This window comes from Chryseobacterium sp. YIM B08800 (assembly GCF_026163565.1).
Taxonomy (GTDB): Bacteria; Bacteroidota; Bacteroidia; order Flavobacteriales; family Weeksellaceae; genus Chryseobacterium.
In genome coordinates this window covers 44,115-67,000 of record NZ_JAPDKN010000022.1, presented here as the reverse complement: position 1 = coordinate 67,000, position 22,886 = coordinate 44,115, and the positions used below count along the sequence as shown (strand labels likewise).

Here is a 22,886-nt window from a genome sequence, read left to right as displayed (position 1 = left end):
AAGCGGCTTAAAAGCCGCTTCAATTTTTTACCAACGACTTCCGCCGCCTCCGTTACCTCCACGGTTGTTGTTTCCGTAACTACCTCCAGAGTTACCTCCACGGTTGTTACCATAACTTCCACCACCGCTTCTGTTATTATCAAAACTTCTTCTTGGTTTTTCTTCTCTTGGCTTAGCCTCAGAAACGTTAAGAATTTTTCCGTTAAATTCTTTCTGGTTAAGAGCCTCAATAGCTTGAGTTCCTTCTTCGTCACCCATTTCGATAAAACCGAAACCTCTAGAACGACCAGTCTCTCTGTCTGTTACAATTTTAGCTGATGATACATCGCCAAATTCTGCGAATAAATCGTGCAACTCATATTCTTTAGTTGCGTAATTGATGTTTGAAACAAAAATGTTCATTTTAAAAAAAAATTAAAAATTAATATATAAAATTGGTATATAAAAGAAAAGCAACATAATAATGAACATGATATTGATTCCAAATATAAACAGGTGCAAGATACAATTAAAAACTTCAAATCAAAACTTTTTAAAGGTTTAATTCACTTCTATTAAAAACTTGTAATAATATCGCAAAAAAATGATGAATTTTTCATTAAATAATCTTTTGAAAAGCTTTTTTTTAAAACTAAATTTGTGCTGAAAACAATTATAAAATGAATTATCATACTCGAAAATGGGTAAAACCAGAAGACCTAAACCCCAACCAATCATTATTTGGAGGAAAACTATTACAATGGATTGATGAAGAAGCCGCATTATACGCAGTGATTCAGCTGGAGAACAAAAAAGTAGTTACCAAGTTTATTTCAGAAATAAATTTTGTGAGTTCAGCAAAACAGGGCGATATTATCGAAATTGGAATTGAAGTTTCAGCATTTGGCTCCACTTCTCTTACATTGAAATGTGATGTAAGAAATAAAATGACTCATCAAACCATCATCACCGTTGATAAAATTGTAATGGTAAACCTCGATGAAAACGGAAATCCTGCACCGCACGGAAAAACAAAAGTAGAATTTGTGAAAGACAGACTCAACAATTCGCTATGAAAATTTTCATAAAAAATATGGTCTGTGGAAGATGCATTGCTGCAGTTTCAAATATTTTTAACGAACGTAATATAAAGATTACTCAAATTAGTTTAGGCGAAGTAGAAACCGAAGACGAAATTTCAAAAACCGACATTCAATTCATTGAAAATAGATTAAAGGAAACAGGTTTTGAAAGAATAAAAGATGTAACGCATCAATTGGTCGATAAAATTAAAAACTTAATCATTATTAAAATCGGAAAACTTGATATTGATGAAAACTTTTTACTGTCAAAATTTTTAAGTGTAAAACTTCATAAAGATTATAGTTCATTATCAAAAGCCTTTTCACAAAATGAAAATATTACAGTTGAACAGTTTTTTATTCTTCAAAAAATTGAAAAAGTAAAAGAATTGCTTCTTTATAATGAGTTTAATTTAACAGAAATTGCCGGAAAATTAGGTTACAAAAGCGTACAGCATTTGTCATCCCAATTTAAAAACACTACAGGATTTACACCTACTGAATTTAAAAAACTAAAAGTTCATAACAGAAAACCACTTGATCAGGTTTGAGAGTTTTAGTCTGAACGAAATTATTATTAAACCTAAGATCAATTCTCGAACTTTTTTTAATTCAATTTTCAGAATTTTAGAATCTCACAACTCTAAAAACCCTAAAACTCTCCAACCCTCCAACTCACAATCTGCCAGAATAATGTAAATATTATCCCTAAATCTATAACAGTCTTCTCTCTATATTTTGGAAATTTGTACCATAAAATAGTAGAATTATGAATCAACAATATAAAGTTTTGGGAATGACCTGCTCAGGTTGTCAGAAAAAAATTTCAGAAAAACTAAATAGTTTAGATAAGATTTCCGCTAAAGTAAATCTTGAAGATAGTTCTGTTGATATCAATTCTGATGCAGAAATCAATCTGAATGAGTTGAATAAAGCACTTTCAGAAATTGGAAATTACAAATTAGAAGATCCCAATAAACCAGAAAACACTTTTGTAAAACCTCAAGACCGTGTTTCGCCTTCTTCCGTTTATTATTGTCCGATGGAATGTGAGGGTGATAAAGTATATTTTCAACAGGGAAAAAGATGTCCTGATTGCAATATGTACCTGGTTCCGATTGAGGAAAAATTAGCAAAAGATCCTAATCATAAACCGACGTATTCTTCTAACAACTTGCCTGAAAATTTCAAAGACCATATCGGAAGTTTTTATTGTCTAATGTTCTGTGAAGGCGATAAAGTGTATGAAGAAAAAACAGATTGCCCGGTTTGTCACATGCATTTGGAAGAAATCACTGAAGATCTGGTTAAAAATTCAGCTTCCCATTCACATCACCATCATCATGATCATCAACAACACGAAATCCCAAAAGTTACAGATGATATGGCAGGAAAATATTACTGCCCGATGTTTTGTGAAGGTGATAAAACTTACGATAGCAATGTTGGTTGCCCGGTTTGCGGAATGGATCTGGTAAAATATCCCGAAAAAGGTGAAGAAGAAACTGATGATACTTATCTTATTTTAAAAAGAAAATTCATTATTTCTTTAGCGTTCACTATTCCTGTTTTAATTCTTTCAATGGGTGGAATGCTGATTGATTTTCCTTTTTCACACAAGCTTCAGGGGATTCTTGAATTGATTTTAACCATTCCTGTCTTATTTTATTCCGGATGGTTTATTATGAAAAGAGGTTGGGTTTCATTTAAAACATGGAATCTCAATATGTTCAGTTTAATTGCTTTAGGTGTTGCTGCAGCTTTTATTTTCAGCATTGTTGCTTTAGTTTTTCCAGATCTGCTTCCTCATGAGATACAAGGTCACAATCAAAAAGCACCATTATATTTTGAAGCAGTTTCTGTTATTCTGACTTTGGTTATTTTAGGCCAGTTAATGGAAGCTTTAGCGCATAAAAAAACAGGAAATGCCATCAAAGAATTGATGAACCTTTCTCCTGATGAAGCCAATTTAATCGTAAATAATGAAGAAAAAAGAGTTCCGCTTTCTGAGGTGGAAATTGGAGATATATTGAAAGTAAAACCAGGCGAAAAAATTCCTGTTGACGGAAAAATAATCGAAGGAAATTCTGTAGTTGACGAAAGTATGATCACCGGAGAACCGATTCCTGTTGAAAAAAACATTGATGATCTGGTAACTTCAGGAACAATCAACGGAAATCAGGTTTTCCTGATGAAAGCAGAAAAAGTAGGTGACGAAACTTTGCTTTCGAAAATTATAAAAATGGTGAACGATGCAAGCAGAAGCCGTGCTCCGATCCAAAAACTGACTGATAAAGTGGCTAAAGTTTTTGTTCCGACAGTTATTTTAGTTGCTGTTCTTACTTTTATTTTATGGCAATTTTTTGGTCCTGAAGGTCAGAAAACTTTATTTGCTTTTATCAATGCAGTTGCGGTTCTTATTGTCGCTTGTCCTTGCGCTTTAGGATTGGCTACTCCGATGTCTTTGATGGTAGGAATTGGTAAAGGTGCTAAAAATGGAATTCTTATAAAAAACGCCGAAGCTCTTGAATTAATGCACAAAGTAAACGTCCTAATTACAGATAAAACAGGAACTTTAACCGAAGGAAAGCCATCTTTAGAACACATCGAAACTATTAATAATTCTTCTGAAAATTTAATTTTAAAACTAGCGTATTCATTAAATCAAAATTCAGAACATCCTTTATCAAGTGCTGTAATCAAAAAAGCAAAAACTGAGAATATTTCAGCAGAAAAAGTTGAAAAATTCGAAAATATTTCCGGTAAAGGCGTGAAAGGAATCATTAATGGTGAAACGGTTTATTTAGGAAACGAAAATCTTTTAGTTTCCAATGGAATTCAAATTCCTGAAAATTTAAAATTAAAAGCTAAAGAAGTTCAGTCAAAAGCACATACCCTTTCCTATATTGCTCAGGAAAATAAGACTTTAGGTTTTGTAAGTTTCAGTGATAAAATTAAAGAAAGTTCCAGAAAAGCTGTTCAGCATTTAATGAATGAAGGGATCGAAGTAATTATGATGACCGGTGACAACGAAAATACTGCAAAAGCTGTTGCAGATGAATTAGGAATTAAAAACTACAAAGCCAGCTGTCTTCCGGAAGATAAATTGAATGAAGTAAAAAAACTTCAAGAGCAGGGAAAAATCGTAGCCATGACCGGAGACGGAATCAACGACTCTCCTGCTTTAGCACAATCCAATATCGGAATTGCTATGGGAACAGGAACCGATGTCGCTATAGAAACTGCAGAAATTACTTTACTGAAAGGGGATATTTTAGGAATTGCAAAAGCAAAAATTTTAAGCGAAAAACTCCTGAGAAACATCAAAGAAAACTTGTTCTTTGCTTTTGTATACAATGTTTTGGGAATTCCTGTTGCGGCAGGATTGTTGTATCCATTTTTCGGAATTTTATTATCTCCAATGATTGCGGCAGCGGCAATGAGCCTTAGTTCTTTATCGGTGATTTTAAATTCATTACGACTGAATTCTGTGGATTTGGAAATCAAATAAGCTTCACATAATTCTCGCAAAGTTAGTTAGTTGAAAATCTGCACGATCCGCTAAATCTGCGAGAAAAATAAAAAATATGAAAAAAGAAAGTTTTTACATTGGCTGTTCAGGTTTCTACAACAACGATTGGAAAGGTTCGTTGTACCCTGAAGACGCCAAAAGTAAAGACTTTTTAATTTTATATTCAAAAGAATTCAACGCTGTAGAAATTAATTCTACATTTTACAGAAAGCCAACTGCAAAAACGTTGCAAAAATGGTCTGACGAAACTCCTGATAATTTTAGATTTTTCATTAAAATTCCTAAAATAATCTCTCATGAAAAACGATTAAAAGATTGTAAAGAAGAAATTTCAGAATTCTGCTTACACATTCAAAATAATTTAAATGAAAAACTCTCAGGATTTTTATACCAATTTCCTCCATCCTTTAAAAATACAGATGAGAATCTAGATTTAATTTTAAATAATTTAGATTTTCATTATTTGAATGTCATTGAATTTCGTCATGAATCATGGTGGCGTGATGAGATTTATCAAATTTTAAATTCAAAAAATATAATCTTTTCGGGAGTAAGTTTTCCGGGCAATCTTCCTAACGATTTTATTGTCAATCACTCAGAGCTATTCTATTATCGTCTTCATGGAAAACCAATCCTCTATAAATCTGAATATTTTGAAGATGAAATAAAATATTTGAGTGAAAACATCTTAAAATCAGGAAAAAAAGGCTTTATCTTTTTTAATAACACTTGGGGAAATGCAGCAGTAAAAAATGCTATTCAGCTTAAAAAATATTTAGCCAAATAATTTTAATTAAAAAATCCTTAAAAAGTGATATTTATATAAAAATTGGCATTATCTTTGTTAACTAAAATTTGTAAAATTTAACAATTTTTAACAACTTAATTTCCATTAATCTTTATGAAAAAAACTTTTGCGGAAAAGTCTGTAGGCAAGACTTTTCTAAGGATGATTACAGTGGTAACCGTAACATCAACCCTATTTACAGGATGCAATCAGAAAACTGAAAAAAAAGAAACAGAAAAAGTTCTCGCCAAACTGCCTCCCGTCGCAAAAGTCCCCCAATTAGATGATGAAAATGTACCCACAGATAAAAGAGTAATTTACCTTACCTTCGACGATGGTCCTAATCGCGGCACCGAAAATCTTTTAAAAATATTACACAAAAGAAACGTTTGTGCAACAGCTTTTCTTGTCGGAAAACATGCAACAGACAGTAAAAAGCAAAAAGAAGATCTCGAAAAAATGCGAATCGATCATTTAATTGAGCTTGCCAATCACAGCCATACTCATGCACACAACAGATATTCAGAATTTTACAAAAATCCTGAAGCGGTAGTTAATGATTTTAATATTGCCAAAGACAGCTTAAAGCTTCCCGGAAAAATCGCAAGAACACCTGGAAGAAATATTTGGAGGCTGAATAATATTAATGTTACCGATATAAAAAGTTCTTCTGCAGCTGCAGACAGACTAAAAAGTGCAGGTTATAAAGTAATCGGTTGGGATCTGGAATGGAAACCGACCAATAAAATGCAGCTTAAAGGAAACCATCAGGAAATGCTTAAAAAAGTAGACAGCATCTTTTTTAATGACCTTGAAAAAACATCAAGACACTTGGTTTTACTTACCCACGATCAATATCTTAACGATTCAGATTCAATTAATGAACTGGATTTGTTTATTGAAAAATTACAGAAATCAAATCGATTTGTTTTCAGAAAAGTTTCGGCGTATCCGAAGATCAATGAGATTTTAAATTAATATTTCTCCCACAGATATACTGATTTTTTTGCCACGAATACACGAATTTTATAATTAAAACGTCATTAAGGATAATTGATTCGTGTATTCGTGGCATTTTTATAACAAATATTTTCCTCAATTATCCGTGAAAATCTGTGCAATCTGTGGGATTTTATATTTAAAATATAGTTTTTGTTTTTAAAATTCAAAAATTTGCAGTCCTGAGTATTTAGGAAAATTATACAGATTTTATAAACACTTTAATAATCACTTTTAAAATTGAACCATTAGGAAATTTAATAAGTTAAGCAGCATTAAGAAAAATCAAATAGATTTTTAAAGAGCAAAGCTCAACTTAATATTCTTAACTCCTTAATAAAACCTTAATGGTTTAAAAAAATCTTTAAATCCTTAAAATTTATTTTAAAATTCAGAAATTTGCAATTATGAGTATACAGGAAAATTACAGAGATATAAAAAGCCGTCTTCCGGAAAATGTACAATTGGTTGCCGTTTCAAAAACGCATCCTTCTTCTGCTATTCAGGAGGTTTATGATTTGGGACAAAAAGTTTTTGGTGAAAATAAAGTTCAGGAATTGGTTGAAAAATACCCTCTCCTTCCGAAAGATATTCAATGGCATATCATCGGGCATCTTCAGACCAATAAAGTAAAATATATTGCAGAGTTTGTTGATACCATTGAAAGTGTAGATTCTGAAAAGGTTTTAAATGAAATCAACAAAGAAGCCGGAAAACACAACCGTAAAATAAAAGTTTTACTTCAGGTAAAAATCGCTGAAGAAGACACAAAATTCGGACTTGAGATTTCTGAAGCAAAAGATTTATTTCAAAAATTTATTAATGGAAATTTCCCTAATATCGAAATCACAGGTTTAATGGGAATGGCAACATTTACTGAAGATGAAAATCAAATCAGAAAAGAATTTTCATTTTTAAAAAATCTGTTTGATGAGCTAAGTCAGATCAAAAAACTGGAAACATTATCAATGGGAATGAGTGATGACTTTCCAATTGCGATTGAATGCGGTGCCAATTCTGTACGTGTAGGATCTGCAATTTTTGGAAGAAGAGATTATTCAAACTAAAGATTTAGGAATGATATTTGCTAATACTCATGCAAAAAATACCTAAATTTGCAACTATGCAAAAAATCCTTATTGTAGAAGACGAAAAAGCAATTTCCGGAGTACTTCACAGTATCCTTTCGGATGAACTAACTGACTATGAATTTGTCATTGCCGACGATGGCTTAGAAGGCTATAAACAAATAGAGAAAGAAGATTTCGCATTGGTGATCTCAGACATCAAAATGCCAAAACTTTCCGGAACTGAACTTTTAAAGCAAAGTTTAGCTCTAAAACCCGAGACTACTTTTATTATGATTTCCGGGCATGCCGACATCGATTCTGCGGTTTCTTGCTTAAAGGACGGTGCATACGATTTTATTTCTAAACCAATTGATATCAACCGATTGATTACAAGTGTGAAAAACGCTTTGGTGAAAGAAACATTAAAAAAAGAAAATAAAAATCTTCAGACCGAAAATAAAACCCTGAAAAAGAAAGTCAACAAGAAATACCAAATGATTGGTGAATCTGCGGCTTTAAAGAAAATTCAGGAAATGATCGAGAAAGTAGCTGTTTCTGATGCAAGAGTTTTGATTACCGGACCCAACGGAGCTGGAAAAGAACTGGTAGCTCATGCCATTCACAATTTAAGTGAAAGATCAAGAGGACCAATGGTAGAAGTAAACTGCGCAGCAATACCTTCTGAATTGATTGAATCTGAACTTTTTGGTCACGTAAAAGGATCATTTACAGGAGCTATCAAAGATAAGCAAGGGAAATTTGAGCAGGCAAACGGTGGAACTATTTTCTTAGATGAGATTGGTGATATGAGCTTAATTGCACAGGCAAAAGTGTTGAGAGCATTACAGGAAAGCAAAGTTTCTCCTGTAGGAAGCGACAAAGAAATCAAAGTTGATGTAAGAGTTTTGGCTGCAACCAATAAAAATATGCAGACAGAGATTGAAGCTGGAAGATTCAGAGAAGATTTGTATCACAGACTTTCTGTAATTGAGATCTATGTACCTCCTTTGGATGACAGAAAAGAAGATATCAGTCTTTTGGTAAATCATTTTTCGGGAATGATTGCTGATGAGCACGGTACTGCTTTGAAAAAATTTGATGAGTCTGCGATTGAGGCATTAAAAGCCCTTTCCTGGACAGGAAATATCAGAGAATTGAGAAATGTTGTGGAAAGATTAATTATTCTTGGAGGAGCTACGGTTTCCGAAGAGGACGTTGCAAGTTTTGTTAGAAAATAATTTAATTATTAATTAAAATACATTATAAAAATTTGCAGTAACTATACTGCAAATTTTTTTTGAACTATTATGAGCTTTTTAAATAAAAATTACACGAAAGAAGCCTTAACGCTGGCTCTTCCGGTAATGCTTACGCAGGTGGGACAGGTATCTGTCAACCTTTTTGATAATATCATCGTAGGAAAACTCTTGGGAGCAGATGCTTTGGCGTCGGTATCTTTGGGAAATGCCGTGTTTTTCTCGATGTTTGTTTTAGCATTGGGTTTTTCTTTTGCCATTCCGCCATTGGTTTCTGAGGCACATTCCAGAAATGATCACAAAACGATTAATTCTGTTTTCAGTCACGGTTTTATCATCAATATTTCAGTCGGAATTATTCTGATGCTGATCTTATTTTTAGGATTACCACTACTCTATCATTCAGGTCAGCCGGCAAAAATTATTCCTGATACCGTAGATTTCTTATGGATTATGGCAATCAGCATTATTCCGTTTATGGCATTTCAGACTTTGAGAGAAGTTTCTGAAGGATTATCTTACACAATTGGTGTGACGAAAGCTACGATTATTGCTAACGTAATCAACATTGTTTTAAACTATGTTTTCATCAAAGGAATTTGGATTTTCCCAGAAATGGGCGTAAAAGGTTCTGCTTTAGCAAGTTTGATTGCCAGAATTTTTATGGTGGTCTTTCTTTATTTTGTTTTAATGAAAGAGCCAAAAACAAAACGGTACATCAAAGAATTTTCATTAAAAATGCAGGTTTTTTCTAAGAAAATGTTCGAAAAAATGGTAAGATTAGGCTTTCCTACTGCATTACAGATGTTTTTTGAAGTAACGGCTTTTGCAGGAGCAGCGTTTATCTGCGGACTGATTTCATCTCACGATATTGCTTCACACCAGATTGCCTTAAGTATGGCATCATTTACCTTTAATTTATGTATTGGTTTTAGTGTAGCTTCAACGGTTATGATTGGTAGAAAATTGGGTGAACAAAATTTTGTGGAATTAAGAAAAATAGGAATCAACAACTTAAAAATTGCATTTCTCTTTATGTGTTTTTGTGGAGTTATATTTATTTTAGGAAGAAATATTTTACCTACATTTTTCACAAAACCAGAAGAAGTTGAAGTTCTACAGTTAGCTTCAAAACTAATGATTATTGCAGCATTATTCCAGCTTTCTGATGGAATTCAGGTGACAGCTTTAGGAATGTTGAGAGGTTTACAAGATGTAAAAATCCCGTCAATTATTACGTTTATCGCGTATTGGTTAATTACAATTCCTCTAGGATATTTTCTTTGTGTAACCTTAGAAATGGGTGCTTTCGGAATGTGGATCGCACTTGGATTAGGATTAACAATTTCAGCATTTATGCTCGTTAAACGTTTTCTCAATATGTCTGCCCGAAGAATTAAAGCAAACAAAATATAGTATTGAAAGCGGTCTTTGGATCGCTTTTTTTATATTTAGATCTAAAAATAATTATGGACTTAACAATTGATGAAATTAGAAATAGTGCTTTAAATTGTGATTTCAACATTTCGAGATTAAAAATAATTATTGATGGAGTTAATAACGCTATCAAAAATCTTTATAACGAAGAACTAGCAATTGATTGGTGGGAAAGTTTGGATGAGAAAAAAGAATATGAAGCTATTTGTCGATTAGCAATTCTAGCATTTGAAAACTACATTGAATCTACTATTAATTCTTTTTCAAAAGAATATCTTTCCAAATTCGATAATCCCAATTTAAATATTGATTTGATAATTGTTTTGGCAAATCTCATTACTTCAAAAACAGATAACCATGAATCTTTAAGAAAATTTAATTTAGATATAAACAATTATCCTATTTATAATGGAATTATTCTTTTAAACAAAGACAAAAATTTAAATCAAATTATTGATATCCTTGTTAAATGGAGAATTGATTTAATTTACTTTGTTTATCCAAAATCTTAATTTTTTTAATGAAAAAAATATTAGAAACCAACCGTCTTTTGCTTAGAGAATTTGATATCAGCGATGCAGAAAGTTTTTATGAATTAAATTTAAATCCTAACGTTATAAAATATACCGGAAATTCTGCTTTTAAAGATATTGATGAAGCTAAATCTTTTCTGGAAACTTATTCTGATTATCAAAGAAACGGCTATGGAAGATGGGCAGTTATCAATAAATCGACCCAACAATTTATCGGTTGGTGTGGATTAAAGTATGATGAAAAATTGGATGAAATTGATATTGGTTTTCGGTTTTTTGAGCATTTCTGGAATCAGGGATTTGCTATCGAAAGTGCAAAAGCCTGCATCGATTATGGTTTTGAAAAATTAAATTTAAAAACAATTGTAGGAAGAGCGATTAAAGAAAATACGGCATCTGTAAAAGTTTTAGAAAAAATCGGACTTCAATATGAAAAAGGCTTCGATTTTGATGGGCAAGAAGGTGTAATTTATAAAATTGAAAATCAAATTATTGAATAAACTATGGAAAATATTGTCATTACAAAAGTTGAAATAGATGACCTTGAAAAGCTTCAGCGCATCGCTAAAAAGACTTTTTTCGAAACCTTTTCGCCCTATAACAGTGCAGAAAACATGGAAAAATATCTTAACGATAAATTTTCTGAAGAAAAATTGCTGTCAGAACTTAAAAATAAAGATTCTGAATTTTTCTTTGCTATCTATCTTAGTGATGTTGTAGGATATTTAAAGGTCAATTCAGGAGATGCACAAACCGAATTACAGGATAAAAATGCTCTTGAAATTGAAAGGATCTATGTTTTAAAAGACTATCATGGTCAAAAAGTTGGGCAGATCTTATATGATAAAGCATTGGAAATTGCACAAAATAAAAATCTACAATACGTTTGGTTAGGTGTTTGGGAAGAAAACCACAGAGCCGTTCAGTTTTATAAAAAGAATGGTTTTAAAGAATTTGATAAACATATTTTTAAGTTTGGTGATGAAGAACAGACCGATTTGATGATGAGAAAAGAGTTGTAATTATCAAATAGCTTTTCATTCAAAATTAATCGTAAAGAATGCTTCCTGTAATGAAGTTTAGAAAAGCTAAGTAAGCAATTTTAAAAAGCAGGCGTACATTTTAAAAAAGCAAGCCTGCTTTCTCTAAAAGCTCCCGTGGATTTGTGTAAATCGACGGGAGCTTTTGGTATAATCCTTTCGAGGAGTTTAAAATAAACCATTAATCAACTCAATATTGAGAAATTGATTTCATTTACAATAATCAATATATTGTTTAATTATTTCAGAATTATACTTCTTTTCGAAATATAGCAAATTTTTGTAATATGGTTTTTTCTGCTCTGTATAAAAATTATATTCACAAACCAATTCAACCAAACTTTGTAATGAATTTTCATCTTTCAAGATTGCTTTTTCCATTTTTAAAAGCAAAGAATCAATTTCTGAATTGTTCCATTTAGTTTCAGTTTTAAATTCTTCTAAAATGTCTTTATCAAAATCCTGTGGTAAAGTTTTACTGGTTAAAATACTGTCTTTATACTCTTTGAAAGCTTGAGCCTGACTTATAACATTTTTTTCTTCAAAAACCCTTCGATATATTTCATTAGCAAGAAAAGAATCATAACCTGTACAGCCTGAAAGAATTTTTATCTGGTTATTATTTTTTAGAAACAAATCATATATTTTTAAAAATTTATCTGATTTTCTAACAAATAAAACCTTTCCAGCGTAAGCTTTAGCCATTGTATTGCCATTGGAAGCAATATACTCCATCTCATCATCTGAAGCCAATAAATCAATTTTTTGAAAAACATTATAAACTTTACTTTCGTCTCCTCCAAAACCTATATACTTCCCTTCATATCTTTCGTTTTTAGAAAGTTCCTGATATAAACTATTCACTTGTGGAGATAATTGAGCAAAACTTAAAAATGGAAAAATAAAAAAGAATACTATTTTTTTCATTTGATATACTTGTATAATAACAATAGTGAAGTTATATTTTAAAACTTAACCAATCCTCTTTCCTAATATTTTCAAACTACGCTCTACTCCATCCAAAACAGCGACATTCGGTAAAATTCCCCAATCTTCAAACCCGAAATGCTTGAAGAGTTTTATGCTCGGCTCGTTGTGCAAAAATATAAATCCCAATAAAGTTTTTACTCCAAATTTTCCGGCATTATCGATACAGTACTGCAAAGTTTTTTTACCATAACCTTTTCCTCGGAAGCTTTCATCCATATAGATGCTTATTTCAACAGTTCCGTTGTAAGCAGGTCTTCCATAAAATGATGAAAAACTTACCCATCCCACCATCTTATTTTCAGAATCTTCAATTACCCAGAGCGGTCTTCTTTCTGGATTATGTTCATAAAACCATTGATGACGGCTTTCCACAGAAATAGTTTCTGTATCTGCAGTGATCATTCTTGATTCTATGGTTGAGTTGTAGATTTCGACAATATTTTCTAAATCTTCTAATTTTGCATCTCTGAACTTCAGGTCATTCATTTTATAACGAAATTTCTACAAAGATACCGGAAGATTTAATTGGAAACTTTATTACACCTTCTTTTTCTTTTCATAATCTTTTATGGCTTTGGTAAGACTTTTTACAGTTGTTCCCAAATAGGAAGCCATATCTTCTTTTGAAATTTTCATTTCTTTAGCTTTTAAATCTAAAAGCTGAGACAACGTATGTTCTGTAGCATGAAGTTGCTGATAAGAAGATCGGTTTGAGGTGTTTGCAATACGTTCTGCAAAGACATCTAACAGTAAATTGTTTAAATTTAGATCACTTTTAATCAAAGATTGGAAATACGGAATCGTTATCGTAAATACAGTAACCTCAGTAATCGCTTCGATACTGCAAATACACGGAACATTCTTCATCATCTCAATCTCCCCAAGAATTTCTCCTTTTCCTAAAAACTCAACGATGTATTCCTCATCGCTTTCTTCTGTAAAAAAGCATTTGGTAATTCCGCTTTTAATAAGCATTATTTTGTCGGAAACTTCGCCTTGCGTCAATAATTTTTCGTCTTTTTCAAAAGATTCTAAAATAATATTTCCTTTATGTTCCTGGTTATGGAAAAGTATCTCAAGATAATTTAGAAATGGTTGGTTCGTTCTTAACATTATTTTTATTTCAGACAGATTCCTTTCGGGATCTATTATTTATACTCATTTTTATGCGCAGAAAATTACAAAAACTAAAATGAATAGAAAATGAATTATTTAAATTAAATCCATAAAAAAACTCGCTCTAAAGAACGAGTTTTAAATATAATTATTTCTTCAAACATTTTTCCAGGAACTGATCTTGTTCCCAAAGCAAATGCAGAATATTTTCTTTGGCAGCGTAACCGTGAGATTCTTTAGGAAGAAGAACCATTTTCACTGGAGCTCCGAGATTTTTCAAAGCCTGAAAATATCTTTCGGTCTGTAAGGTAAAAGTTCCCGGATTATTATCGGCATCACCATGAACCAATAACATGGGTGTTTTCATTTTATCAGCATTCATAAATGGTGACATTTTGTTGTAAATTTCCGGAACATCCCAATAATTTCTCTGCTCACTTTGGAAACCAAAAGGGGTCAACGTTCTGTTATAAGCTCCACTTCTTGCAATTCCGCACGCATAATCTTTAGAATGCGTTAAAAGATTCGCTGTCATAAAAGCTCCGTAAGAATGTCCTCCAACGGCAACTTTTGTTCTGTCGATATATCCTAATTGATCTACCGCATCAATTGCAGCTTTTCCATTGGCAACTAGTTGTGGGATGAAAGTATCATTTGGTTCTGTTTTTCCTTCTCCGATAATTGGGAATGCAGCGTCATCAAGTACAGCATATCCTTTTGCCGTCCAATACACAAAAGAACCGTAATATGGGAAGGTAAAATCGTTTGGATTTTGAGTATTTTGTCCGGCTGTATTTTTGTCTTTATATTCTGTAGGATAAGCCCAAATCAATAACGGAAGTTTTTCTTTTTTAGCTTTTCTGTCGTAGTTTGCCGGTAAATAAAGCGTTCCTGTCAAAGTAACTCCGTCGTTTCTTTTGTAGGTAATTACTTCTTTGTAAACATCTTTAATGCTTTCAAAAGGATTGGCAAAATTAGTTACTGCTTCCGTTTTATTAGATTTAATATTTTTCTTAAAATAATTCGGATATTGACTTGCCGACTGTTGGATCGTCAACACCTCTCCTTTTGACGGATTGATAATATCGATGATTTCCTCTTTGGCATTTTTAAGGTTTGAAGTGTAAAGTCTTTTCTTTTTCAGAGATTTCATATCCATTTCATCGATGAAAGGATGTTGACCGTCTTTTGTGAAGCCATCACCGATCAGATAAGCTCTCTCCCCTTTCATATCGATAACGTATCTTCCGAAGTCATTTTTTGTGGTGTTAAAACTTCCGGGGTCACTGTAAACATCCTGGTAATTTCTATCTTCTATTACTTCAGATTTACCTGTATTTAGATCAACTAAATAAGATTTTGTGTTTCTTGTATCGTACCAACCTTCAGAAACAATAGCATAATGGTTGTTTGTCCAGCTTACGCCACTGTATCTTTGTTTTGTTTTAAAGAAAGATTTTGGTTGCGTTGTAAACGGAGCTTCCCAAGTGAAAACCTCATCTCTGAAATCAACAGCTTTCGACTGATCTCCACCATCCAAAGCTTCGGCATATACCAAAGTTGCAGGTTGATCGGCTCTCCAACCCATATCTCTTTTTCCTGTTCTTACAGATGAAAAACCTTTCGGCATAATTTCATTTAAAGGAACTTCATTCACCACTTTTACGGCATTTCCTTTTGAATCATAAACCGTGGTTGTCATAGGAAATCTGTTCAGTGGAACGATGTATGAAAAAGGCTTTTTAATCGTCGTAAGCATCAGATAATTTCCATCGGGAGAATAGCTTATTCCGGAATATAAATCCTGATCTTTTATCTTTTTTAAATTTCCGTTTAAATCTATATTATATAACTCAGAAGCGGTAAGAATTTCAAAATTCTTTTCATCCTGAGGGTTTTTAAGCAAATCTTGGTAGGTTCTATTTTGAGAAACTTTTCCATCGGCTGTTGAAACAATAGGTCCTGTTGGAAGATCTTTCGAAGAATCTGTTAGTTTAGGTCTGTTTTCGGGAAGAATTTTAATCAAGAAGCTCTGAGAATCTTTCATCCAGCTGTACGGATTTCCCAAATTGGCATTAAGATTATCTTTGGTGATTTTTTTTGCTGTTGCCGTTTCAAGATCAACGATCCAAAGCTCAACTCCTTTATCTGTAGTATTGGTAAATGCTAATTTCTTTTCATCCGGAGAAAAAGAAGTATTGGTTATTTTCGGATTTTGCGGAAGACCTTTTACCTGAACCTCCGTTTTATCGTTCATTTTACGAACTTTAAGATTATTAGAATACGTTATGGTACTCGAAATATTGGTTACCGGATTAATTCTTAATCCTCCCAATTTCATTTCCTGCTGATTGAGGTCGTCTAATGTTTTATACGTTGGTCGATACACAAAAACAACCCAGTCTTTTTTAGAATTGGTTAAAACACTTGGCGGTCGGTCGTAATCTGCAAGCTTTAAAATTTCTGCAGACGGTTTCTGATACGAAATATTTTCCTGGGCTTCATAAAAATTAAGAAACGCAAGAAGACAGATGGTCAATTTGATCTTCATTATCTTTTTGATTTTTCACGAATTTAATGAAAGTTTCTAATCAAAAAAAATCTATCTCTTTTTTAGAAATTGTTTATGCTTTAGTAAAATCTAAAAAAATAGCCACTTAAAAAAAGTGGCTATCAAACACATATGAAAAAACAAATAAAAATTTGTAATTATTTTAATCTAAATTATTGTCTACATTATCATTAATCAATGATATTGTAGTTTTCTTTCTATGGTTTCCAAAAACTCCATTTATTACCATTGTAAACAGCAAGTCTCTTAGATCCTTGTTTATTTACGTAGACTAACATTCCGGGACTAGGATTTGGAATATTTTGCACATCAGAAACAATAGGTAAAACCATTGCTTTATTTGTACTTTCTAATACCAAAGCGCCGTCTGCTGAGCTTGTGTCTGCTCCAATAATTACTTTTGAATCAGCTTCGTTTATATTAAGGGGTTGCTGTGTTAATTCTACTGAAACATTTCCATCTTGGCCGCTTAGATCAAACCATCCATCAGCTCCTGTTGTTGTTGTAATGCCATTATAAAATTTAACTCTACTCCCTCCTGTAGAAGACGCATCTAATACAATTGTTCCTTCTACTCGTGTTGGCGCTGTTGTTGGTAATGTCGTAACATAAGGAACAATTATTCCTTTGTTTTCTCCCTTAGGAAAGTCTAATAGAACAGATGTTGTATTGTTTCCTGCACTACCGGTTTCTCCTCCTATCACAATTTGGCTATACGCCAGAGAGCTTGAAGTGAGAAGAACGGTCGCTATAATTTTAATACTATTTTTCATTTTTTATTTATTATGAATTTGATCAAACATTTAAAATAAAATTTCTTTTTAGTTTATGATCGTTACGGACATGCAGGTGTTGTATAACATTTCCATCCTGTATTTGCCGGAGTTGTTTCATCAACAGTATAAATTTTTAAACACTTATCTGTGGTGTCATAAACCATCATCCCATCTATTGGATTTGTAATTTGTGATAATTGTACTGTTGTTAATCTAGAAATTACAAAACCTTTGGTATTGGATTCTAATACTGCGTGTGCAGAATTTCTATTCATCGGCCAATTACCATTTTCTGCTCCTGCTCTTTTCAATAAAGTGATACCAAACTTTGCTGAATAGTTACCAGTTCCTGTTGCCGGAGCTTGATAACAAACACAAGCTAAAGAATAGTTATACGTTGTTTTTCCTGTTTGAACAACTACACTAGAGCATGTTCCTCCCGGAGCGGTAGAACAAGTTAATCCAGACACTTGATCTTCACTAATGACATCAAAACTGTAAGCTCCACTTGCTATGGTATTAGAAATAGGATTAAAAGTTAATGTAAAGTTTAATTCTGTACTCGTTGTAAGACCTCCAGGAATATTCAATTTTACATATTGAAGGTTATTACTATCAGTATAAACACCGTCAAAAGTTGGACATTGAGCTGATGTACATGCAAATGTGTTGGAAGCATAAGAATATCCTGTAGGAACATAAACTTTCATATATCCAGTAGAAGTAGTTGTTCCTGAAGTAATTATAGTATTCTTAAAATTAATCGTCACAGGTACAGTACAGCTTCCGAAACCATTTGGAGTTGTAACTTCAGTTGCTACTTTATATGAAGGATCTGCTCCATTGATTTGTATTGCATTAGATGACTGAACAATTCCGTTACCTACCGCTGCTGCTCCACAAGTTTTATTGGCATTTGTAGAAACAAAAACATTTGATCCCACTACAAAATTACAAGATGTTGTCGCTTGAAATTTAATTCCAATCATTCTGTTATTGGCATTTCCCTGATCATTTAAAGTTCCTGGAAGACCTTGCGCCGGATAATTAGGATGCGTCGTCAAATCTAAAATGGTATTTACCCCAGATGTTGTAGTAGTAACAGCTTGCCAATTTCCTGCCCCTACAGGATATTCAACCAGTAATGTTCCTGGAACAATTGATAAACCAGTAGGCGGATTTATTGTAAAGGTGTTATCTATTAAGTTACCCGCATTTGCTGAATTTACACGGAACTCATAATTAATAGGCGTACAAAGATCGCTAGGTGCAGTTGGTTGCTGAGCCGTTAAAATCTGAACTTCCCCATTTTGTGGTGTAAAACTCAAACTAAGTGCACTTTTACCACACATATACGTACTAGGATCTGAAGGATATTCTGCACAGTTCCAACCTCCTTCAACTACAAATGTTGTTGGGTTACAAGTAGTATATTTAAAATCTAAACGATAATCTTTGAAAGTACCTGAAGCTAATCCTGCAGTACTTATTTTAAACCATTTTCCACCTGAATATGTAATTGGAGTAAGAACAGTATTTGTACTTATATCCACCAATTGCGTTACATTAACACCCGCCGTTGTAGGAATTGCAAGCCAAGTATAAGGAGCTGTTGAAGTTCCTGTTGAAGACATTCTTATCACATAGCTTTCAGTAGATTTTGATGCTTGAATTGTTCCTGATTGGTTCGTAATCGTAATTGCGGGACGTGTTGCTGTATCATAAGTAAGTGTTAAACTTTTGTCTGCAACCGACAACGCTGGTTGTGGTGTGATATCTTTATAATGATAATAATAATCTAAATATTCCAATTTACTTACTAAACCAACAACTGAAGCCGGCGTAGCACATGATGGAGAAACATTAACCTGAATTGCTAAATTATAATTATTTGAAACCACTATTGGATAGGTACGAGGTTCTAAATTAAATGTATATGTATTTCCAACAACAGATGTGGGTGTTAAAACAACATTTGGTCCTGAAACATCATAATTAATCAAAGTAATAGAATTCACCTTGTATGTTGGATCAACAGTAACTGTATATGTTTTAGGTAAAATCCCCGGTCTTACTTCGTCTAAAAATTTAGTTCCTGCGGCATGAAATCTTCTTGCAATAGAATTACTAGATCCACCTGGGTTAAAAGCATTACATGCTTGGCTTGAAAGTGATGATCCCACATTATTCTGATCTCTAAAAATGGAAGATACTAAATACATCTCCGGAATAAGAGTTGAACAATATTTTTTAACATTGTTTGTATCTAAATTGTAGAGATATGCTTCTTTCCCAGTTTGTTGATCGTATGTTAAGAAAATTCCATCTCCAGCTTCTACTGTATAATGTGCTCTCGTCTCAATGATATCATCCTGTAACAATCCACCAGCAGGAAGAATTGAGGTTAAATTCCAGACTGCTACTTGTTGTGTCGTATTAGATTCTGCACCTGAATAGGTAGAAGCACTAGCATTTAAAGTAACATTATTTACAAGTATAGTGGATCCTCTTTTAATGGTAACATCAATACTTTTTGCCTTAATTTTATCAGCCGCACCTGTAACAAATTTAGCAATAGAAAGGTACACATACAAGTTGTTTGCAGCCCCATCACCCACTGAGATATTTTGAGTACCATTGGTATCAACAAAAAACTCATCCAAATTCAGTGCTTTCGCTAAATCATAAGATGAAATAGCACTTCTTGACTGATGTGTGCTTAAAGTATTGTCCGTCCACCCTAATGAGTTATCTTCTCTCTCTACTTTCACAAAGCTTACAGAAGGACCTCCCGTAGAACAATTTGCAGGACATACTACTTTTCCTAAAACCAAATCGTCACAGAAAGCTTCAGTGTTACAGCTACAATTTGGGAAGTTGATATTTTGAATTTTTTTAACCTTATAAGGAATACTAACATTACCACCTGGCCCAGCTGAACAATCATATACCATATCAAGCTCAAACCATCCAAATAAATTTGTATTAGAAGTTATTGTAACAACATTTCCAACCTGAACTACGTTTGCTGTATATGTAGTAATCGTGGCATTGTCTGGGTACTGACCCGCATGCCAAATAACAGAACTTGGCGCACCAACTAAACTAACACCGGCAGGTAAAGTAATTTCATATACATGTCTTGTATTTAAGTTATCCAAATTATCTTCATATCTGTAATATCCCATAGAATATCTTGCTGTAAATGGAATATTATTATATACATTGGCTGGAGCATAAGATTTATCTATTAATTGGCTGTTTGCTCCTGATAAAATAGAAGTTGTTCTCTTTACCGAAGTTGTAGCTGTTCCCGGAGAGAACCTGTACCATTCACTTGTTGGCATAAATTTGTAGCAGAAGTTCCCCAACCAGCCACATAATTGGTTACAGCATTACATGATTTTAATTTATAAGATTCGGTAATCTCAATACTCTCTCCATTGCAGAAGTCTCCACCTGGAAGATTTGCAGCAGGAATCATATAATTTTTAACACTTCCTGAAGTAGATATGGGTGTTAAATGAATAGGCGTTGTTAATGATACTCCATTTATAGAAGTTATCGCAATACCTGTTGCAGGGCCAGCTCCATCCGTATCATTCAGTTCAATACCGTTTGAGGTATGGTCTACAGAAAAATAAACGCTAGTTGAGCAACCATTTCCTCCATTGCTAATTGTAAATGTTCTTGTGTAATTCCCCCCAACAACTGCATTAGATTGGTTTGCTGGCTGAATAAGACTAAACACAGGATAAACAACCTGATATGAAGATGAATTTTCGGTAGTTGTATTTCCTCCAATGGTTGCAGAAACAGAATCTTTAAAAGTTCCTCCTCCCAAAATGTAGCTTCTTGCAGCACAGTTTGCTTTTCGCTCAATCGTAAAAACAATTCTGTTTCCTGCAGTAAGATTATTAGGTCCAATTTTAAACTGAGGCGCATTTGCTGTACCTCCGTTTTCGGTAATCGTTAAATTAGCATTTGTGCTGACTAAAGCAACCGATCCCGATACATATTCAACACCAGTTGGTAACTGAATGACAACATCTGCTCCTGCAGTTGAAGATGTAGATACATCTAACTGAACCTGGAGTAAAGAACTTTCACCAGCAACCGTTAAACTTCTTGGATTTGCAGTCGGCGCATTGCTAAATGCGGGAAAATTAACTACAAATGACTGCCCAAAGACTATTTGAATATTCAATAAAAATATAAAAATATACAAATAGCAAAATAAATAAAATTTTTTTTCATGATTTTAAACTTTTCGACTATTCAGTGTGTGTGTTAAATATCTTTTGCTCATTTTCCTAATCAATACATTATTTTGAATTAAAATGAACAATAAAATACAGACGATGAAAAACTTTAATCTTTTACAAGAACAATAAAATTGTTCTTCTATATTTTTAAGCTATATCTTTCTTATTTAGCTCTGGCTAAATTTTTTCCACGACGTCTATAATTGCTTTAGAACCTCAATTTTCATCTGGCTGTATAACGTATGTTACACAGCCGATGAAAGTTGCTTCTAATAATTTTTCTACTCATTTGTTTTTTTAAACTTTGTTTTTAATACTCTTTCATTACTGTTGGGAACAATAAGTTTTAAATAAATTTTTTTTCATCATTTTTTTTTAGAATCGTAATCGCTTCTTTTGTATAAACTATAGAAATTCTTGTGTGATTTTGAAATCATTAGAATTATTTTTTTTATACCAAAGAGTTCGACTAACAATAAAAATCTTTAAATTGTTAGTTAATTAAAAATAAAATCTGGCAATGAGTATAAGCAACGGGAAAAAATAAGCTGCCTATAAAAGGAATTTTAATTTTCATCATTTGTGTTTTTTTGTGTTTTATTTTAAAATTGTGTTTTGTTTTTTAACATTGCAAATATAGATTCGAAAATATCTATAAACCTAACTTTTGTATAGCAAAATTCCAGAATTTTGCTACAAAATAAAATTCAAACACCTAATAATCAATACTTTAAAAATATCAATTAAAATTTTCTTTTTTGAGCATTGAAATAAATTTCGAAGGAGAAATTTGTGTTTCGTTGGTAAAAACTTTTGTAAAATGACTATGTGTTGTAAAACCACTTAGATCAGATAGATAGTTAATTTTATATTTTAAATGCTCCGGGTTTTCTCGTAGATGCCTTATAATAAATTTTATCTTCAGCCCATTTATATAATCATTAAAACTTTTTTCTCTGTACGTTTTTATGATATAATTGGTGTATTTGCTATTGGTATCTAAAATAACATTAAGGTTTTTTAAAGTAAAACCATGCGCTGTAAATTCGGTACCATTTTCAAAATCTTCAAGTTTTTCTAAAAGAACTTTCTCTTTCTCCTCAGAAATTAATTTGTTTTTCTCCGAATGAGTATCTATACTGCTCTCAGTAGAAATTTCTGAAGCTGTTTTATCTGCAAAAGCTTCTGTTTTTTCGTATTTATCTAATATTTCTTTGAAATTTTTATATAATACTCTTTGCCTTCTTCTATATAATACAATAATGATCAATATTAATATAAGTAATATTAAACTAGCAATAATGAAATAAGTTTTTATTTCTTTTTGCTGAGAAAGATTTTTACTTTGTTGAGAACTGTTTAAAGCGATTGTATTCTTATACTGCAAATTTATACTATCCTGAACTTGAGAATATTCTTTAAATAATTCAGATTTTTTATCATTATCATCTA

Annotated in this window: 20 protein-coding genes; 11 read left to right on the top strand and 9 right to left on the bottom strand. The window is 32.5% G+C overall.

All coding sequences use genetic code 11. The annotated features are described in order from the left end of the window. Positions 1-27 precede the first annotated feature (27 nt). Positions 28-402, bottom strand: a complete 375-nt coding sequence (locus tag OEW74_RS09680) for an RNA recognition motif domain-containing protein (protein WP_265428281.1) — start codon at positions 400-402, stop codon at positions 28-30. Positions 403-659: 257 nt separating this feature from the next. On the opposite strand from OEW74_RS09680, the gene OEW74_RS09675 reads away from it, so the two are divergent. The 11 genes from OEW74_RS09675 (at position 660) to OEW74_RS09625 (ending at position 11,697) form a co-directional block, all read left to right on the top strand. Beyond that, complete coding sequence (locus OEW74_RS09675) at positions 660-1,055, top strand: acyl-CoA thioesterase (protein WP_265428280.1); 396 nt, start codon at positions 660-662, stop codon at positions 1,053-1,055. Then, positions 1,052-1,612 carry a helix-turn-helix domain-containing protein gene (locus tag OEW74_RS09670; protein ID WP_265428279.1) on the top strand — a complete coding sequence of 187 codons (561 nt, stop codon included), beginning with the start codon at positions 1,052-1,054 and terminating at the stop codon, positions 1,610-1,612. Before OEW74_RS09675 ends, OEW74_RS09670 begins: the two co-directional genes overlap by 4 nt. 218 nt (positions 1,613-1,830) lie before the next feature. Then, the gene (locus OEW74_RS09665) at positions 1,831-4,572 is read left to right on the top strand and encodes a heavy metal translocating P-type ATPase (protein ID WP_265428278.1); all 2,742 of its coding nucleotides are present in this window, start codon (positions 1,831-1,833) and stop codon (positions 4,570-4,572) included. A gap of 76 nt (positions 4,573-4,648) precedes the next feature. Further along, on the top strand, positions 4,649-5,380 hold the full coding sequence (locus OEW74_RS09660) for a DUF72 domain-containing protein (RefSeq protein ID WP_265428277.1): 732 nt from the start codon (positions 4,649-4,651) through the stop codon (positions 5,378-5,380). Positions 5,381-5,494: 114 nt separating this feature from the next. Beyond that, positions 5,495-6,358: a polysaccharide deacetylase family protein gene (locus OEW74_RS09655; RefSeq protein WP_265428276.1), complete on the top strand. Its 864-nt coding sequence runs from the start codon at positions 5,495-5,497 to the stop codon at positions 6,356-6,358. A 428-nt stretch (positions 6,359-6,786) separates the two neighbouring features. Next, positions 6,787-7,446 carry a YggS family pyridoxal phosphate-dependent enzyme gene (locus OEW74_RS09650; protein ID WP_265428275.1) on the top strand — a complete coding sequence of 220 codons (660 nt, stop codon included), beginning with the start codon at positions 6,787-6,789 and terminating at the stop codon, positions 7,444-7,446. Positions 7,447-7,502: 56 nt separating this feature from the next. After that, positions 7,503-8,687, top strand: coding sequence for a sigma-54-dependent transcriptional regulator (locus OEW74_RS09645; RefSeq protein ID WP_265428274.1), 1,185 nt, complete (start codon positions 7,503-7,505; stop codon positions 8,685-8,687). Between the two features lie 69 nt (positions 8,688-8,756). Further along, positions 8,757-10,121: an MATE family efflux transporter gene (locus OEW74_RS09640; protein ID WP_265428273.1), complete on the top strand. Its 1,365-nt coding sequence runs from the start codon at positions 8,757-8,759 to the stop codon at positions 10,119-10,121. A 2-nt stretch (positions 10,122-10,123) separates the two neighbouring features. Further along, entirely contained in the window at positions 10,124-10,654 is a 531-nt protein-coding gene (locus tag OEW74_RS09635; RefSeq protein WP_265428272.1) for a hypothetical protein, read from the top strand. Positions 10,655-10,662: 8 nt separating this feature from the next. Beyond that, positions 10,663-11,175, top strand: coding sequence for a GNAT family N-acetyltransferase (locus tag OEW74_RS09630; protein ID WP_265428271.1), 513 nt, complete (start codon positions 10,663-10,665; stop codon positions 11,173-11,175). A 3-nt stretch (positions 11,176-11,178) separates the two neighbouring features. After that, entirely contained in the window at positions 11,179-11,697 is a 519-nt protein-coding gene (locus OEW74_RS09625; RefSeq protein ID WP_265428270.1) for a GNAT family N-acetyltransferase, read from the top strand. Between the two features lie 228 nt (positions 11,698-11,925). Here OEW74_RS09625 and OEW74_RS09620 read toward each other — a convergent pair whose 3' ends face one another. The 8 genes from OEW74_RS09620 to OEW74_RS09585 all read right to left on the bottom strand — a co-directional run bounded on the left by OEW74_RS09620 (position 11,926) and on the right by OEW74_RS09585 (position 22,821). After that, on the bottom strand, positions 11,926-12,642 hold the full coding sequence (locus OEW74_RS09620) for a hypothetical protein (RefSeq protein ID WP_265428269.1): 717 nt from the start codon (positions 12,640-12,642) through the stop codon (positions 11,926-11,928). A 45-nt stretch (positions 12,643-12,687) separates the two neighbouring features. Continuing rightward, on the bottom strand, positions 12,688-13,191 hold the full coding sequence (locus OEW74_RS09615) for a GNAT family N-acetyltransferase (protein WP_265428268.1): 504 nt from the start codon (positions 13,189-13,191) through the stop codon (positions 12,688-12,690). Positions 13,192-13,242: 51 nt separating this feature from the next. Further along, on the bottom strand, positions 13,243-13,818 hold the full coding sequence (locus tag OEW74_RS09610) for a Crp/Fnr family transcriptional regulator (RefSeq protein WP_074229005.1): 576 nt from the start codon (positions 13,816-13,818) through the stop codon (positions 13,243-13,245). 151 nt (positions 13,819-13,969) lie between these two features. After that, positions 13,970-16,372, bottom strand: coding sequence for an alpha/beta hydrolase family protein (locus OEW74_RS09605; RefSeq protein ID WP_265428267.1), 2,403 nt, complete (start codon positions 16,370-16,372; stop codon positions 13,970-13,972). A gap of 218 nt (positions 16,373-16,590) precedes the next feature. Further along, positions 16,591-17,097, bottom strand: a complete 507-nt coding sequence (locus tag OEW74_RS09600) for a hypothetical protein (RefSeq protein ID WP_265428266.1) — start codon at positions 17,095-17,097, stop codon at positions 16,591-16,593. A 131-nt stretch (positions 17,098-17,228) separates the two neighbouring features. Further along, positions 17,229-20,516, bottom strand: coding sequence for a hypothetical protein (locus OEW74_RS09595; protein ID WP_265428265.1), 3,288 nt, complete (start codon positions 20,514-20,516; stop codon positions 17,229-17,231). Next, a complete protein-coding gene (locus OEW74_RS09590) occupies positions 20,462-21,376 on the bottom strand; it encodes a hypothetical protein (protein WP_265428264.1) in 915 nt (304 codons plus the stop codon). Before OEW74_RS09590 ends, OEW74_RS09595 begins: the two co-directional genes overlap by 55 nt. A 797-nt stretch (positions 21,377-22,173) precedes the next feature. After that, positions 22,174-22,821 (bottom strand): helix-turn-helix domain-containing protein, encoded by a 648-nt coding sequence (locus OEW74_RS09585; protein WP_265428263.1) that lies wholly within the window; start codon positions 22,819-22,821, stop codon positions 22,174-22,176. Positions 22,822-22,886 lie beyond the last annotated feature (65 nt).